We start from the raw sequence: 17,043 nt of genomic DNA, 5'->3' as shown, positions 1-17,043 counted from the left end.
CGATTCGCGTGCACTTATGTCTCACAAGCGGCAACAGCTATGCGAATCTTTTTGGCAGTCTCTCCCTCCGCGTTCATCCGCGTTTGCAGTTGTCGGTGTGTTTCCCAAAGCATTTGCTATAACCCATTAATACGCAAATTCATTCAAAATGTCAATAAAAATGTCATCAAAAATAATAGAAAAAACATTTAATATATAAATAAGGATATGTAAGCGTTTGTTATAAGCTATCATTTTTTTATATAGTACGCTATATGAGGTGATATGAAGTATTTTTGTTAGTATTATTGACATGAGTGTTCTTGTTGTCATAATCTTAACCTGTCTAATACAGGTGAGCAAAAGCGATTTTATTCATATGGAAGTGAGGGGAACAGAATGGGTGAAGTGAAGCAGCAACTTTGGTATACAGACGAACATGAGTGGGTTCAGCGGACAGAGAATGGAACGGTGCGGATTGGTATTACAGACTTTGCACAGCATCAACTGGGTGATATTGTTTTTGTAGAATTACCTGAGGCGGGAGCAACGATTGAGCAGGGAGCGGAGATCGGTACGATTGAATCGGTGAAGACGGTATCCGACCTTTTTGCTCCGGTGACGGGAACCATATTAAAAGTGAATGAAACGCTGGAAAGTACGCCTGAGCTAGTGAATGAATCTCCCTATGACAAAGGTTGGATGATCGAAGTAGAGATGGATAAAGAGGTGGAGGAAGCCTTGGGCAAGCTACTGTCTGCGGACCAGTATGAGCAGTTGATTTCCGATGGGCAGTAATGGAGCATTGTAGTATGGAGTAAGAGGGTTATTTGTCTGCTCGATTATTGTATAAAATAGTCGCTATGATTTAACATAGCGGCTATTTTTTTGTCTTTTTGCAAACGTAATTACGTGTTTTATTCTGATTTAGAGGGTTGTCCCCATATAAGAATCATACATAATCCAGCACGGTTTTTCGACTAATTTCTATAGCTACAGGTCATATTAAGAAGAATTATGCAGGTATAATACCTTCCCGGATAATTTAAATTTAAATGTTGTCATCAACGTTCATGACGAAAGTACGTTTTCATTTCGTTGATGAAGATAGCGCTGTCATTTAGTATGAATTTTAAGAAAAGGTAGTGATGCTTACCTACAAGGAGGATTTGAATATGAGTACATTGGACGCAAAGCCAAGTTCAAAAGGAGGCACTCGTGTCGCCGTACAGCGTTTTGGCCGTTTTCTTAGCGGTATGGTTATGCCCAATATGGGAGCCTTTATTGCGTGGGGGCTGATTACGGCACTCTTTATTCCGACCGGATGGTTTCCAAACGAAGGTTTTGCACAATTGGTTGACCCGATGAAAAATTATTTGTTGCCGCTACTGATCGGTTATACAGGGGGCACGATGATTCACGGACAGCGTGGAGGTGTGATTGGTGCCATTATGACGATGGGTGTCATAGTGGGAGCCGATATCCCGATGTTCCTGGGCGCGATGGTAGCTGGTCCGCTGGCTGCGTGGATATTGAAGAAGTTCGACAAGGCCATTGAAGGCAAGGTCAGATCAGGCTTTGAAATGCTGGTCAATAACTTTTCGGCCGGGATTATCGGTGCCATTCTAGCACTGCTTGCCCATGTGGCGATCGGCCCGATTGTACAAATGATCAGTCAAATATTGTCGGCAGGGGTACAGTTCCTCGTGAACGCAGGGCTACTGCCGCTTGTCAACCTCATTATTGAGCCCGGAAAAGTATTATTTTTAAACAACGCGCTGAATCACGGAGTATTGAGTCCGATTGCGTTGGAGGAAGCTGCAAGAACAGGAAAATCCGTACTGTTCATGCTGGAATCTAACCCTGGGCCAGGGCTCGGTATTTTGCTGGCCTACTGCCTGTTCGGCAAAGGCACTGCGAAGTCGTCAGCTCCTGGCGCAGTCATCATTCATTTTTTCGGCGGGATTCATGAAATTTATTTCCCTTATATTTTGATGAAGCCGATTTTGATTCTTGCTGCTATAGCTGGGGGCGTTGTGGGAACCTTCTGTTTTATGTTGACAGGTGCCGGACTGGTTGCTGCTCCTTCACCGGGTAGCATCATCGCCTATTTTCTAATGACGCCAAAAGGCGGATATTTGCCAATGCTGAGCGGGGTGATCGCTGCTGCGGTCGTATCCTTTGCTGTTGCCGCAGTGTTACTCAAGACTAGTAAGCAAAAAGAAGAGGGGCTGGAGGAAGCTGCATCCCGCCTGAAAGATATGAAAAATCAAAGCAAGAGTGCAAGTGCTAACGCCACTGTAACGGAAGATAACCACGAATCTGATCGTGCTGCCGAGATTGCCGCAGATCGAACGCTCAAGGATAAATCCGAAGTGAACAAGATCGTCTTTTCCTGTGATGCAGGTATGGGTTCAAGCGCTATGGGCGCCTCGATTTTACGCAAAAAAATGAAGCAGGCGGGCGTAGGTGTGACAGTTACGAATACGGCAATCAGTGAAATTCCACAGGATGCGGATATTGTCATTACGCAAAAAACGTTGACAGACCGGGCTAAAACAGTAGCCCCGAATGCTGAGCACATTTCCATTGACAATTTTCTGAAGAGCCCTGAATACGAAGCGCTGGTTGAACGTCTGAAATCCGATTCTTAATCCCCGTCGTAGTCAGGCGGACTGTATGCAGTGTAAGTCTCCTGCTGGAGGGATGAGCTTGGGAAGGAACGGTATGCGCTTATGAATATTACGAAACGACAACGTGACATCGTGGAATATCTTCTGGAGCAGTCCAAAGAGGTTACAGCCGGGGAAATTGCCACGAAGATCAATGTCAGCACAAGGACGGTTCATCGGGAACTGGGAGCAGTCGAGCATTGGCTGGCAGCTCATGAGGTCAAGCTGGAGAAAAAGTCAGGGATTGGTATCTGTATAGATGCTGACCCAGCTCAGCTTGTATGTCTGCGAAGGCAATTGCTGCATACGAAGTCAGACGAATATTCGGCTGAGGAGAGAAAGATCGTGGTTCTCTGCATGCTGCTGGATACACGGGAGCCGATCAAGCTGCTGGCGCTGGCTTCAGACTTGAAAGTCACGGTAACTACGGTCAGTCATGATCTGGACGAATTACAAGGCTGGATTGGGGAACGGGGGCTCGTGCTTGTCCGCAGACGGGGGTACGGCGTCGAGATTACAGGACGGGAGACAGACAAAAGACGGGCGATTTCCGAGCTGGCTCTCGAATATTTGGATGAATCTGATCTGTTTTCAGTCCGAGAAGAACTTCGTTCTGTAACCCGTGTCGCCGACAAGTTACTGGAGATGATTGGCAGAGGGAACCTGCTGATTGTGGAAAAGGCCCTCTGGCAGCCCCATGAAAAATGGCTGGAAAACATGGTGGAAAGCAAATATATGGAGCTGCTGATTCAAATTTGCGTTTCGCTGGCACGTCTGCGACTCGGGTATGTTATGGATCCTCTTCCCTCATATTTAAAAACAGATTCAGATGAAAATATCATGCTTCGCACAGCTATGGTGGAACGCATATGCATGGAGTTGTCAGAGGCGCTGGATATTGAATTTCCAGAGCCGGAACGATCTTATCTCAGGCTACTGTTTCGTGATGCCGAGGATCACTCCACCCGGCTACTACCGCTGGATGATCTCGTACTGCTGGAATCGGTTCATGAGTTGATTCGTCGTGTGGAGGAAGAGACAGGCACGCCATTGGAAGAGGACCGTGTTCTGCGTGAAGGACTGATTGCCCACATGGCCCCGGTGTTCAAACGTTTGAAGGAAGGCAGGTCGATTCGTAACCCCCTCCTTCAGCAAATACGTAAGGACTACAGCAGCTTGTTCGACTCAGTGAAAAAGGCTGCGGCAGACATGACAGAAATGAAAGTGCCAGATGAAGAGATCGGATTTCTCGTCATGCATTTCGGAGCTTCGCTGGAGCGGCTACGACAATTGCGGCGGGAGGTGCGGGCCATCGTAGTCTGCACGAGCGGCATTGGATCATCCAGACTTCTGGCAACAAGGCTCGCCAAAGAGCTGCCACAAATCAAAATTGTGGATAGGGCTTCATGGTACGAGGCGGCGCGGCTTCCCAAGGAGGATTATGATCTGATCATTTCGACAGTAGAGCTACCGCTTGAACCGGATCGGTATCTTAAGATCAGCCCGTTGCTGACGCAGGAGGAGAGTGATCGCCTGCGTCAATTCATCCAGCATATTACACTCAATCATCCCAATGACCATCAGCAGGAACAGGCTGTTCAGCCTGGTCAGGATATGGAGTGGCTTACCGGTCTGCGGAAAAGTCTCGAGGAAATTGTACACATTGTACAGCAATTTCAAGTGTATCCACTGGAAAATCAGGGGATGGATATGGCGGCGACCGTAGAGGCTATATGCATGTTTGAGGCGGGGCGGGGAAATGTTACAGAGCCTTCTGCGGTTGCTGCACAGCTCATGGAAAGAGAACGCCAAGGTAGTCAGGTGATCTCTGATACCTCCATTGCTTTAGTTCATACGCGCAGCCACTATATTCGCAAGCCTTCGCTTACCTTGTATAAGCTGGCAGAACCGCTGTTGGCGGATACAGACGAACAAGTAGAATGCGTGCTGCTCATGTTGGGACCTCGTGAGTTGCCGAGAGAAAGCTTGGAGGTATTGAGCGAGATTAGTGCATTACTCTTGCAGGAAGATATGGTTACGCTACTGGAACACGGTAGCAGGGATCATATTGTCAATTATATATCGAGTGAACTAGCTGAATTTTTCCACAGTAAATTAGGGACAGGGAGGAACCTACCGTGAGTATTATGACGATAGACAAAGTGAAAATGAACGCAACCGCCAAAGACAAATATGAGGCGATTCGTATGGCTGGACAAATCCTGCTGGATGCAGGACATATTTCAAGTGAGTACATTGACAAGATGCTGGAACGCGAGGAGATCGTGTCCACCTATATCGGGAACGGGCTGGCTATTCCACATGGCACCAAGGAATCCAAGATGTTTATTCAATCCACAGGCATCTCCATCGTTCAGTTTCCGCAAGGCATAGATTTTGGGGAAGAAAAAGCATACATGGTAATCGGCATTGCAGCACAAGGCGGCGATCACATGGAGATTTTGACGAGTATCGCTGTGGTGTGTGCGGAGGAAGAAAATATGGATAAACTTCGCAACGCGGTGACCCCACAGGAAATTATAGATCTGTTCGAAAGTGAGATGGAACTATGAGAGCCGTCCACTTTGGAGCAGGAAATATCGGTCGCGGCTTTATCGGATTGATTCTGTCGCGTGCAGGCTATGAGGTTGTCTTTTCAGATGTCAACGACACCCTTGTATCCGAGTTACGTCGTCGTAAACAATACACCGTAGAGTTAGCCAATGATACAAAGGATACGGAGCTGGTCACGAATGTGACGGCGATTGACGGCAAGGATGCAGCGGCTGTAGCCGATGCGGTAGACCACGCTGATCTGGTAACGACCGCAGTAGGGGTCAGCATCCTCAAGCACATAGCAGCAGGCATTGCGGAGGGAATCAAGCGGCGGGTAGAGCGAGGAGCAAGGCCGCTGCATGTGATTGCCTGTGAAAATGCAATCGGAGGCAGCGCCCAACTGAAAGAGCATGTTTTTGCCCTATTGGATGAGGCGACCCGTGCCAAGGCTGAGGTTTCGGTGTATTTTCCAAATGCTGCTGTAGACCGGATTGTGCCGATCCAGCAACACGAGGACCCGTTACATGTGCAGGTAGAGCCATTTTACGAGTGGGTTGTGGATCGTTCGCAAATGGCACCTGACCATGAAGAGATCGAAGGTATCCTGTACGTGCAGGACCTAGAGCCTTACATTGAACGCAAGCTGTTCACGGTGAATACGGGGCATTGCGTGGCAGCCTATCTTGGTTATAACGCAGGTTATGCTACCATTCAGGAGGCTATGAAGGATAGCGAGGTGGTGGATTCGATACAAGGGTCACTAGAGGAGACAGGAGCAGTGCTTGTGAAGCGCTTCAGTTTGGATCAAGGGGAGCATAAGAAGTACATCTCTAAAATTTTGGATCGCTTCCGCAACCCTAATCTGACAGACGATGTTACTCGGGTCGGACGTTCACCGTTGCGTAAGCTGTCTCCCAATGACCGTCTTGTGCGTCCCGCGCTGCAAGCGCAGGAGTATGGCATCCCGACGGATCATCTGGCGTTAGGAATGGCGGCTGCCTGTAAATTTGATATTACGGAGGACCCCGAGGCAGTCGAGCTTCAGCAGGTGATCCGCAGTGAGGGACTGGGTGTGGCGCTAACGCGTTATACTTCCATAACCGCAGATCACCCGTTACATCGGCAGATATTGGAGCAATATGATATTATAAATTCATAAAACAACGAATTATCAACATCTACTCTCGAAGATCCTCTTGAAGACAAAGCATCGACATCAACACTAACGTGTTCTGTAGAGATGTGCTTCAAGAGGATTTTTATATGCGTGATTTACATCACATAACAACCTGCTTAAATTGTTTATATTGATAATGATTATCATTATCTATAAAATGAAATCATTACTATTATAACTATTAGGGAGGATTATAGTGAAACCGATCTATATTACCTTAGGGTTTTTATTTTTGGCGCTTGGAGTTATTGGTGTAGTGCTACCGTTGCTACCGACTACACCGTTTCTACTGCTAGCGACCTTTTTCTTTATGCGGGGGTCCGAAAGGATTCACCAGTGGTTTTCGAATACCTCTCTGTACCAAAAGCATCTAGAGAGTTTTGTGCAAACAAGGTCGTTGAAGTTGTCTACGAAAATCACGACATTGGGCTTAGCGTCAGCGATGCTGATTACAGGCTTTATTTTCATCCCTAATGTGTGGGGCAGAACGCTCATCGTCTTGGTCATCCTTTTTAAATATTATTATTTTATATTCCGAATCGGAACAGTGAGAAACGCTGCAGCAGAAAAAACGTCTTCACCTGCACCTACTCTGAAAAAAAGGTCTAAAATGGTCGACAGCCGTCTGCTCGGTCTAGTGGAACATTCTCGGAAATATATCGTATTGGGTGTGCTTGTGCAGTGGATCGGTCTTTTGGGGAGTATAGCTGCTGTGTTGTCTATGGCCTTTGTTATGCAGCAGGCATGGGAAGGACAAGTGACTCGCAAGCTGATTCTATCTATGACGGTCATTGTTATTGCTGCTATTGCAATTCGCTGTCTGAGCAATTATGCAGCCAGTATGTTATCCTATCGTGCTTCGGTAAATGCTAAAAAAACGCTGCGCTCGCAAATTTACGGCAAGTTGCTCAAAATGGGACCCGCATATACAGATCATACCTCCACCTCGGGGGTTATACAGGTTGCTGTAGAAGGGGTAGAGCAGCTTGAAACCTATTTCGGTAGATACATGCCTCAGCTATTTTACAGTCTGCTTGCCCCCGTAACGTTATTCATCACCCTCTCTTTTGTCAGCTTCAAAGCAGCCATTATACTATTGATCTGCGTTCCCTTAATTCCGGTGTCGATCATTGTCATTATGAGGATGGCTAAAAAGCTGTTTCGGAAATATTGGGGCAGCTACGTCAATCTGGGTCACAGCTTTTTGGAGAATGTACAAGGACTGACTACGCTCAAAATGTACGGGACAGATCAGGATAAACATCAGGAAATGAACACAGCAGCTGAGGATTTTCGCAAAATGACGATGAAAGTGCTGACAATGCAGCTTAACTCCGTGGCCATTATGGATCTTATCGCATTTGGTGGTGCCGCTGCGGGTGTACTGGTCGCGGTAAGCGAATATTCTTCAGGCCATATTGGCTTGGCGGGAGCAATCATCATTGTTTTGCTGTCGGCAGAATTTTTCATTCCTCTGCGTCTGCTGGGTTCTTACTTTCATATCGCTATGAACGGAATGGCAGCAAGCGACAAAATATTTCAAATGTTGAGTACTGAGGATCTTATACAAGGACAAGAAAGCATAGAAAACACAGATATTCGACTGGAACAGGTGAGTTTCGCCTACGACGAAAGAGATACCTTACGAAATATATCCATGGATATTCCCCAGGGCAGCTTTGTTTCAATTGTTGGGGAATCAGGCTCTGGTAAAAGTACGGTAGCCGGATTGATCGTTGGGCATCACGAGGGGTATCGAGGAAGTTTGACGATTGGAGGAACCGAACTTACCGATATTTCGGAAGAAAGCCGCATGCGTCACATGACCTGGATCGGTTTTAACAGCTATATTTTTAAAGGCACAGTGGAAGCGAATTTAAAAATGGGCAATGAGCACGCGGATGAGCAACAAATGCTGGAAGCTTTGCGACAAGTGAAGCTGTATGATTTTATCCTTTCAGAAGGAGGACTGGAAGCAGAACTGGAAGAGCAGGGAGCGAATCTGTCAGGAGGACAGCGCCAACGGCTAGCACTAGCCAGAGCATTGCTGCATGATAGTCGTGTGTACATTTTTGACGAGGCCACCTCTAACATTGACAGTGAAAGTGAGGAAGGCATTATGGAGGTTATACATGCGCTGGCAGGTCAAAAAACAGTGATTCTTATCTCTCACAGACTGGAAAATGTAGTTCAATCCGACTGTATCTATGTACTGCAAAACGGTTTGGTGGCAGAATCGGGAACGCATTATGAGCTGTTGAGCCAGCAGGGACATTATGCAGAGATGTATCTCAGTCAACACCGGGTAGAGCAGTTTGTAAAAGGAGGGGCTGTATATGCGTAGACACGGATTACGGATCATGGGCCAATTATTGGTATTGGCGGGGCCTCTTTTACCTGTGCTGCTCATCACGATTGTTACAGGAGTGCTTGGTTTTGTTTGTGCTATTGGCATTATAGTGTTTGGAGCCCTAGCTCTGCTTACAGCAACGGGCATCACTACAGGCTACACCATGTCGTTTTTGCTGACGACGATTGTCGTTTGTGCTGTACTGCGCGGCGTATTCCGTTATGGCGAGCAAATGAGTGGTCATTATCTCGCTTTCAAGCTGCTGGCTGTACTGCGTGATAAGGTACTTCAAGCCCTGCGCAGACTCGCTCCAGCCAAATTGGAAGGCAAGGACAAGGGGAATCTGATTTCACTCATTACGAGTGATATTGAGCTACTGGAAGTATTTTATGCGCATACGATAGCGCCTGTTATGATCGGCATCATCACTTCACTACTCATGGTGTTTTTTATCGGTTCTTATGAGCCTCTGCTAGCCTGGCTTGCTGCGCTTGCTTACCTAACTGTCGGTTTATTTATTCCCTTACTCACGTCACGTATGGGCAAACGTCAAGGGATGGAATACCGAAGCAGCTTTGGCAAGCTGAGCAGTTATTTTTTGGACAGCTTACGGGGTATGAAGGAAATTGTGCAATATGGGCAAGGAGAACAACGTTTGAATGAGATTAACCGTCGTACGGATCAATTAGATGCCAAGCAGAAGGACTTGAAGCATCATGAAGGTATCACAAGAGCCATCACAGATGCGGCTGTAGTTGGATTCTCATTCTTGATGCTGCTGGCTGGATTGTACGGTATATCTAATGGACAGGTTGACTTTACAGGTATGCTAATTTCTGTCATTGCCCTGTTTAGTTCATTTGGTCCGGTCGTCGCGCTGAGCAATTTGTCCAACAATTTGCTTCAAACGCTGGCGAGCGGGGAACGAGTATTGAGTCTATTGGAGGAAACCCCGGAGGTAGAGGAAAATATCGAAGGGATAAGTGTTGCCTTTACTGGGGCACAAGTAGACAAGGTGACTTTTGCATACGATGGTCAAACGGTGCTGAATGATGTAAGTCTCACGATACCGCATAAGCGGATTTTAGGCATTCAGGGTAAAAGCGGCTCTGGCAAGTCTACGCTGCTGAAGTTGCTGATGCGATTTAGGGACCCGCAGCAAGGTGAAATTTTGCTATCCGGGCACGATTTGAAGGAAATTGGAACCCGACATGTGAGAGGCTTACAGAGCTATGTAGACCAGCATACGTTCCTGTTTGATGATTCAATTGCAGCTAACATCAAAATCGGAAAGCCTGATGCTACGCATGAGCAGGTTGTGGAAGCAGCACGTAAGGCATCCGTGCACGATTTTATTATGACCTTGCCTCAAGGGTATGACAGCCGAGTTGGAGAATTAGGGGACAGGCTGTCCGGTGGAGAACGCCAACGCTTGGGGCTGGCGAGAGCCTTTGTCCATAATGCGCCTCTCTTACTGCTCGACGAGCCTACCAGCAATTTGGACAGCCTGAACGAGGCAATTATTTTAAAATCGTTAAAGGAACAGCAGCAAGATAAAACGGTTGTCCTTGTTTCGCACCGAAGTTCTACCATGCGGATTGCAGACGATATTTTTGAAATGGATAACCGTAGATTGTCTTGACTTTTCTAACGTGTTTTTTAACGTACTTATTTAGCAATAAGTGATGAAATCTAGGAAATTATTGTTATACCTTGAGGGCAAAAGCTGTAGCCTGTTCATGGTTTTGTCATAAAATGGAGTGTGCGTTGAAATGGAAGCGTCATCCTTATTTAAATCATCCAGCTTTTCAAGCTTGTCTTATTTTGATAGCCTATTAGGTGAAGATTTTACAAAATCCTGAGGTATATTGACAAGTCATAAACATCATAAATGATGGATGAACAGAGGCTGTAAGCCGATGTACAGAAATGGGTGGTGAACAGGAATGTCAGATTTCAATCAGCTCAAAGAGCTTGAGCACACAACATATCCTATATATGAAGGCTATGATTTGGGTCTTACTTATACGTCTGCGGACAGCAAGTTCAAGGTATGGGCACCGACTGCGCAGCAGGTCCATATAGCGTTGTATAACGATGCGGGGGTGTACGATCAGGAGGGGAACGTTCAGGAGCACGGTGGTGGTCAGGAATTTCTCATGAGCCGTGATGATCAAGGTGTATGGTCTATAGAGCTGGAAGGGGACTGGAACAAATATTATTACATGTACAGGCTGGAGTGGGCGGACAACACCATTCATTATGCTGCCGATCCATATGCCACAGGGGTATCAGCCAACGGGCAGCGTACAGCGATCATTGATTTGGCTCAAACCAACCCGGACGGATGGGAATTGGATGCGGGGCCTACACTTAAGCGGCCGACAGATGCCATTCTCTATGAGCTTCATGTACGTGATTTTTCGATGGATCCCCATTTTAATACGGGGAAAAGAGACTTATCTGCTGCTCAGGGACGGTTTGAGGCCTTTACGTATACAGGATTGAAGGATACTGAGGGGAACAGCATCGGGCTGGATCATCTGCTGGAGCTGGGCATTACACATGTTCATTTGCTTCCAGTAGCTGATTTTCATACGGTGAATGACTTTGCGGAATTAGATACTGAATATAACTGGGGCTATGATCCGCAGCATTATAATGTGCCGGAGGGGTCTTATTCTTCCAATCCGGCTGATCCGGAGACACGCATACGAGAGCTGAAACTGCTGGTACAGTCTTTGCATACTGCCGGCATCGGTGTCATTATGGACGTTGTGTACAACCATACTTATTCGGTGGAACAGGGGCCATTTGAGCCTGTTGTACCTGGATATTATTACCGAACAGATGAACAAGGGCAGCTCACCAATGGATCAGGTGTAGGTAATGAGGTGGCAACCGAACGCCCGATGGTGCGCAAGTATATCAAAGATTCACTACGCTATTGGGCAGAGGAATATCATATAGACGGCTTTCGATTTGATCTGATGGGTCTGATTGATACCCCAACCGTGGTGCAGCTTACGCAAGAACTTCGCTCTGAAGTGCGTTCGGATCTGCTTATCTATGGTGAGCCTTGGACGGGAGGAGAATCTCCGCAACCCTTGCTTACGCTAAAAGGAACGCAACGGGACAAAGGCTTTGCTGTTTTTAACGACAACTACCGTTCTGCTATTAAGGGGGATAGCGACGGTACTGGGAGCGGGTTTGCCACAGGTGCAGAACATCAGGAGGAACAGGTGCTCAAAGGTGCTTTTGGGGCGATTCATGATTTCACAGCTCAGCCATCAGAGACCGTCAATTATGTAACTGCCCACGATAATCTCAATCTGTGGGATAAAATTTTGACGGTAAGACAATTGCGGGAGCACTGTCGTTTTCCACAATGGGAGCAGGGGAAGCCACAGGATGGGAGGACACCTGAACAAGCTGTTGCCGAAACAGACCCGTATTGGGAACTGGATGAAAATAACTTGCTAGAGGACGAAACCGTACGCAAGTCCCTGTTATCTAACGGCATGGTACTCACATCTCAAGGTATTCCTTTTATTCATGCAGGGGATGAACTGCTGCGCTCCAAATGTGGAGACCATAATAGCTACCGAAGCTCAGATGTAGTCAATGCCATCCGTTGGGATAACAAGGCGAGGTTTCGCCCAGTGTTTGATTACTACCAAGGCTTAATTGCTTTGCGACGCAGCCACCCGGCATTCCGAATGGATCATCGTGAGCTGGTGGAGCAGCACATGGAAGTGCTGCAAAGCAGTGGGCATGTGGTGGCTTTTGCTTTGAGGCACCATGCTAACGGCGATGCCTGGAATCATATTGTGGTGATTTATAACGGCTCGGATGCAGAGCAGACGATAGCATTGCCTGCGGAATCGGATCGTTGGCATGTGGTCGTGGATGCACACGGGGCTGGTAATGAGACACGGTATGAAGTCGTAGGCCATCGTGTAACCGTATCACGCTGGTCGATGATGGTGTTATATGATCAGGAAGAACCTGCACGAGTCTCATTTGTGACTAAACAAGATCAGGCTAATCGTCAGGCGGAGAACGAATTGGAAGACTCGGATGAGGCAACAGATCAAGAAATTGCAGGTACAGCCATAGCGTTGACAGATGTCCAGCTTGGAAACGATAGTGAAGTCGCCCCATTTCGCACGATTGAACTGATCTATGAGCGTGCGGATCGGCAATACACTGGCTGGAACCTATGGGTATGGGGAACGGGGCACCGCGACGGACATGTCGAATTCCGTGATTTGGATGATGGTCGTGCAGTAGCGCGTATTCAGGTGGCCCCTGATATACAGCGAATCGGCTACATTGTCCGGCTTAATCACTGGGATGCCAAGGATGTTGAGGCAGATCGATATATTGATATAGACCCGAACCAGTCTGTGATGCAGGTATTGATTCATAGTGGCAGAGAAGAATATTTGCTACTGGTAAATGATAATCGGGCCGGATAGACTTGTATGCTTGGTCGCTATATATACGAAAGTAGCATTTTTCGATCATTTCGAAAAATGCTATTTTTTTATGCAAACGTGTGTCAGTTTCAGAAAAAAGGGGTAAAATAGAATTATGGACTTGTTTAGTTTTGCCAGCTTGCTGGCTTATATCCTGTAGTACGACTGGTAAACAGGCAAGATTCTTGGAGGAAAATCATTTGTAAGGTAACCTGAAGGAGGTTGTATATCATGAGTTCTAATGGAGGAAGTATTCAACTGACCGCCCAGCCGAGAACAGAGAAGAAGGGTTCGGCTATTCGTGAATTGAGGTTAAAAGGACGGATTCCAGCTGTGGTTTACGGCTCTGAGCTTGAAGGAACCCCTGTACATGTCGATGCCAAGGAATTTAATAAAGTAGTCAGAACCGGACGTTCAGAGGTGTTCAACCTTACTGTTGAGGGTGGAGAAACCATTCCAGTTATTATTAAAGATTATCAACAGCGTGACAACCAGTGGTTGCATGCCGATTTTTTGAAAATTGCCAAAAACAAACCGCTTCGCGTGCGTGTTTCTATTGATTATCAGGGTACACCTGCAGGTACAAAAACAGGCGGTATTCTGCAAGTTCAGGAAACGGAAGTTGAAGTCGAAGGTCTTCCGGCTGATTTGCCATCTACTATTGAGGTGGATGTATCCGCGCTTGATGTTGGCGACAAGCTGAGCGCTAGCGACTTGAAACTCCCTAAAGGAGTAACACTGCACGTCCCTGAAGAAGAACTGCTTGCTTCTATTATCGTTCCGCGTGCAGTTGAAGTGGAAAATGCTGCTGTGGAAGGTGATGCAGCGGCAACCGAAGGCGCTAAAGAGGCTTCCGAAAACAAGGAATCCTAATATTATCAGTGGGTACATGAACCTTTTCCCATTGCAGAAGATTATCAAAAATGAATTCAAATCGCTCCCTGCTAGGGGGGCGATTTTTTGCATTCATTTATTTACTATTACATACTCTTTCCCTTTAAAAAGTTGTCCTGTTGTGATTTGGTGTTTAAAAGGGAATGTGGTGTTTGTACGATTTTCATTCAATACGCGTTCTGATATGACGATATATATAGTATGGCATTTACATTTTTATTTTATAAATACCTAATATATATCTAAGGAGCGCGTACACAATCATGGACAGAACGAATGAATTGTTGTGGCAAAGAAACAAATTGGTGATCATTATTTTTTGGATTATGGCCTTGAGCGGCATCGTCCCGGCATTATCTAATCCCTCGATGTGGGTATCTAATGGTGTAGGATTTGTAGTCGCGGCAGTTTTAACGATCCTGAATATGAAAAAGAAAGGAATCCGCCTTATTCCGTGGATTACTACTTTTTTTAGCGTATTAATGTGTATATTTTTGAACTTATCTAGCGTCGAGGTAGTGACCACCATATTAATTTGCTCTTTGTTTTTGCTGTATCCGTCTTACCGATATTTTCTGGTAGCTATGACCTTAAATCTCTGTAATATTTTTGTGCAAATAACAATCGGTACGCCCCCAGTTCCCCCAGCTACCGGTTCTTTGCGCTATGTGCATGAGTTTATTATTGTTTTACTCATTGGTTTGCTACTGTTAGTGGTATCGGTGTTAAATCAAAAGCAGTTTAAGAAAAGTGAAGAGCAAAATAAAGATATCGATGCTACAAGGCAACGAATTGAATTTCTGTTTGAGCAAGTTAAACAAGCAGTGGCTGGATTGCATAACTTTACAGAACGATTCAGGAATCAAGTGGATGCTACGGGCAGCGTGACGAATGAAGTCGCTATTGGATTTCAGGAGGTTGCCAAAGGGGTAGAAATGCAAGCTTCGAATATCACCGAGGTTACGGATAACTTGGCCCAATCTGACAGGCACGTGCGAGAGGTAGCTGATCATTCTCGAGAACTGAAGCAGCTTTCCGAAGATACGAAAAATGCCGGGGACAGAGGGAGCAGTCAACTGCTGGCATTAACGTCTCAAATCAAGGATTTGGGTCAGGTCATGAGTCGTACCAAAGAAGAACTGGACGAGTTTAAAGTACAAAGTGATAGCATGTCTGCCATGCTTAAAGATATTACTCAAATCTCAAAACAAACTAATTTGCTGTCCTTGAATGCATCCATTGAGGCCGCCAGAGCGGGAGAGCATGGAAAAGGATTTGCCATCGTAGCTGGAGAAGTGCGTAATTTGGCTGAAATGGTAGGGAACACCTCGGTGGCGATGGAAGGTATCTTGACTCAACTGAGAACTCAGATGGATTCTGTCGTTAACCAATTTGATATGGGACAGCAAAGGCTACAGCAAAGTATGGAATCGGCACATTCGACCGAAATTGTACTGGAGGATATCCTGCAAAATGCCAATAAAGTGCTGCAGCAGGCCGTAGATGTGGAAAACAGTACGAATAGCATGCAGCAATACTCATCTCAGGTTGTTCAAGAAATGACGGAATTTTCAAGTGTAACGGAACAAGCGAGTGCAGCGTCAGAACAAATTTTGGCTGGAGTAGAGGAGCAACGAAATATAACTTCCAATATGGTGACCGGGTTTAGTGAGCTGGAGGCGTTGATTATTCAATTAAAAGAACTGGTACATGATCAAAAGGAGGACAACATTTCTACCGAAATCAGCAAAAGCAAATAACCGAAATGCTTCATTATCGGACTAGAGATCCGGGGATTATCGCTATCTAGCGGTAGTCTCCGGTTTTTTACTGCGTTTTAAGAAGGGAAATGAAGATGGGATTTTTAGAAGCTATAATTAGATGGAAGTTGATGGTATAATTTGTGGCAGTTTAAATGCTTTGTAACTAAGGGGGGATGACCATGATCATAGGAAAGCAAGCACCCAAATTAAAAGCTGGAGACGAGATACGCATTCTTTCGCCGTCCAGAAGCTTGTCTATCGTTTCTGAGGAAAATCGCTTGATTGCCCAGCAAAGACTGGAGGAGCTAGGGTTTAAAGTGAGTTTTTCGCAACATGTGCTGGAAAATGATGATTTTACATCTTCCTCAATAGAGTCCAGAGTCGCAGACTTGCACGAAGCTTTTGTCGATCCAAAGGTAAAGGGCATCCTGACTTCAATTGGGGGCTATAATGCCAATCAGCTCCTTACCCATCTTGACTATGAACTGATTGCAGCTCATCCTAAACGATTATGTGGTTATTCGGATATAACAGCGTTAAGCCATGCGATTTATGCCAAAACGGGGCTTATCACGTATGCAGGACCTCATTTTTTGACGTTTGCCATGTTGCGAGGAAATGATTATACGACGGCGTATTTTCAAAGGTTGATGTTGGAAGGGGGTAGCATTCAAATTCAGTCTTCGTCGGAGTGGAGTGACGATACTTGGTATCTAGATCAGGATCAAAGAAGCTTTCACCGCAATGCGGGTCCGTATGCAATTCATGAAGGTGAAGCAACGGGTACGATTGTGGGCGGAAACTTGTGTACCCTGAATTTGTTGCAGGGGACTCCGTATATGCCGAGTCTGGAAGGAAGCATTCTATTTGTTGAGGATGATTACGAAAGCTCTCCCGCTACGTTTGATCGGGATTTGCAATCACTGTTGCACCAGCCTGAATTTGATCAGGTTAAGGGGATCATCATAGGACGATTTCAGCAGGCGTCGCATATGACAGAAGTCTTGCTGCGGCAAATCATTAGCTCGAAAAGAGAATTGGCCTCCATTCCAGTGATTGCAGATGCTGATTTTGGTCATACTACGCCGCAGTTTACATATCCGATTGGTGGGAAGGCTAGCATCCATGCCCATAATGGCAGGGTGAGTATTGAAATATGTGAATAATTAAC

11 protein-coding genes are annotated in these 17,043 nt (G+C 46.1%); all 11 read left to right on the top strand.

What is annotated here, in order from left to right; all coding sequences use genetic code 11:
- Window positions 1-378: 378 nt before the first annotated feature.
- The 11 genes from gcvH (at window position 379) to KAI37_RS19280 (ending at window position 17,038) form a co-directional block, all read left to right on the top strand.
- Entirely contained in the window at window positions 379-777 is a 399-nt protein-coding gene (gene gcvH / locus KAI37_RS19330; RefSeq protein WP_071642426.1) for a glycine cleavage system protein GcvH, read from the top strand.
- Between the two features lie 377 nt (window positions 778-1,154).
- Window positions 1,155-2,633, top strand: coding sequence for a PTS mannitol transporter subunit IIBC (locus KAI37_RS19325; RefSeq protein WP_076294372.1), 1,479 nt, complete (start codon window positions 1,155-1,157; stop codon window positions 2,631-2,633).
- An 81-nt stretch (window positions 2,634-2,714) separates the two neighbouring features.
- Entirely contained in the window at window positions 2,715-4,793 is a 2,079-nt protein-coding gene (locus KAI37_RS19320; RefSeq protein ID WP_220030048.1) for a BglG family transcription antiterminator, read from the top strand.
- Entirely contained in the window at window positions 4,790-5,224 is a 435-nt protein-coding gene (locus KAI37_RS19315) for a PTS mannitol transporter subunit IIA (RefSeq protein WP_220030047.1), read from the top strand. Before KAI37_RS19320 ends, KAI37_RS19315 begins: the two co-directional genes overlap by 4 nt.
- Complete coding sequence (locus tag KAI37_RS19310) at window positions 5,221-6,366, top strand: mannitol-1-phosphate 5-dehydrogenase (RefSeq protein ID WP_220030046.1); 1,146 nt, start codon at window positions 5,221-5,223, stop codon at window positions 6,364-6,366. The genes KAI37_RS19315 and KAI37_RS19310 overlap by 4 nt, the downstream gene beginning before the upstream one ends.
- A gap of 214 nt (window positions 6,367-6,580) precedes the next feature.
- Window positions 6,581-8,728 (top strand): DUF454 family protein, encoded by a 2,148-nt coding sequence (locus KAI37_RS19305; protein WP_220030045.1) that lies wholly within the window; start codon window positions 6,581-6,583, stop codon window positions 8,726-8,728.
- Window positions 8,721-10,376 (top strand): amino acid ABC transporter ATP-binding/permease protein, encoded by a 1,656-nt coding sequence (locus tag KAI37_RS19300; RefSeq protein WP_220030044.1) that lies wholly within the window; start codon window positions 8,721-8,723, stop codon window positions 10,374-10,376. Before KAI37_RS19305 ends, KAI37_RS19300 begins: the two co-directional genes overlap by 8 nt.
- Before the next feature lie 304 nt (window positions 10,377-10,680).
- Window positions 10,681-13,215 (top strand): type I pullulanase, encoded by a 2,535-nt coding sequence (gene pulA, locus KAI37_RS19295; RefSeq protein ID WP_076294366.1) that lies wholly within the window; start codon window positions 10,681-10,683, stop codon window positions 13,213-13,215.
- 231 nt (window positions 13,216-13,446) lie between these two features.
- Window positions 13,447-14,088 carry a 50S ribosomal protein L25 gene (locus KAI37_RS19290; RefSeq protein ID WP_076294365.1) on the top strand — a complete coding sequence of 214 codons (642 nt, stop codon included), beginning with the start codon at window positions 13,447-13,449 and terminating at the stop codon, window positions 14,086-14,088.
- Between the two features lie 284 nt (window positions 14,089-14,372).
- Complete coding sequence (locus KAI37_RS19285; RefSeq protein WP_071642409.1) at window positions 14,373-15,869, top strand: methyl-accepting chemotaxis protein; 1,497 nt, start codon at window positions 14,373-14,375, stop codon at window positions 15,867-15,869.
- Between the two features lie 182 nt (window positions 15,870-16,051).
- Complete coding sequence (locus KAI37_RS19280) at window positions 16,052-17,038, top strand: S66 family peptidase (protein WP_071642407.1); 987 nt, start codon at window positions 16,052-16,054, stop codon at window positions 17,036-17,038.
- The last annotated feature ends 5 nt before the right edge of the window (window positions 17,039-17,043 follow it).

This window comes from Paenibacillus sp. S25, assembly GCF_019454085.1.
GTDB lineage: Bacteria > Bacillota > Bacilli > Paenibacillales > Paenibacillaceae > Paenibacillus > Paenibacillus polymyxa_B.
This window is presented reverse-complemented; position numbering and strand designations above follow the sequence as displayed.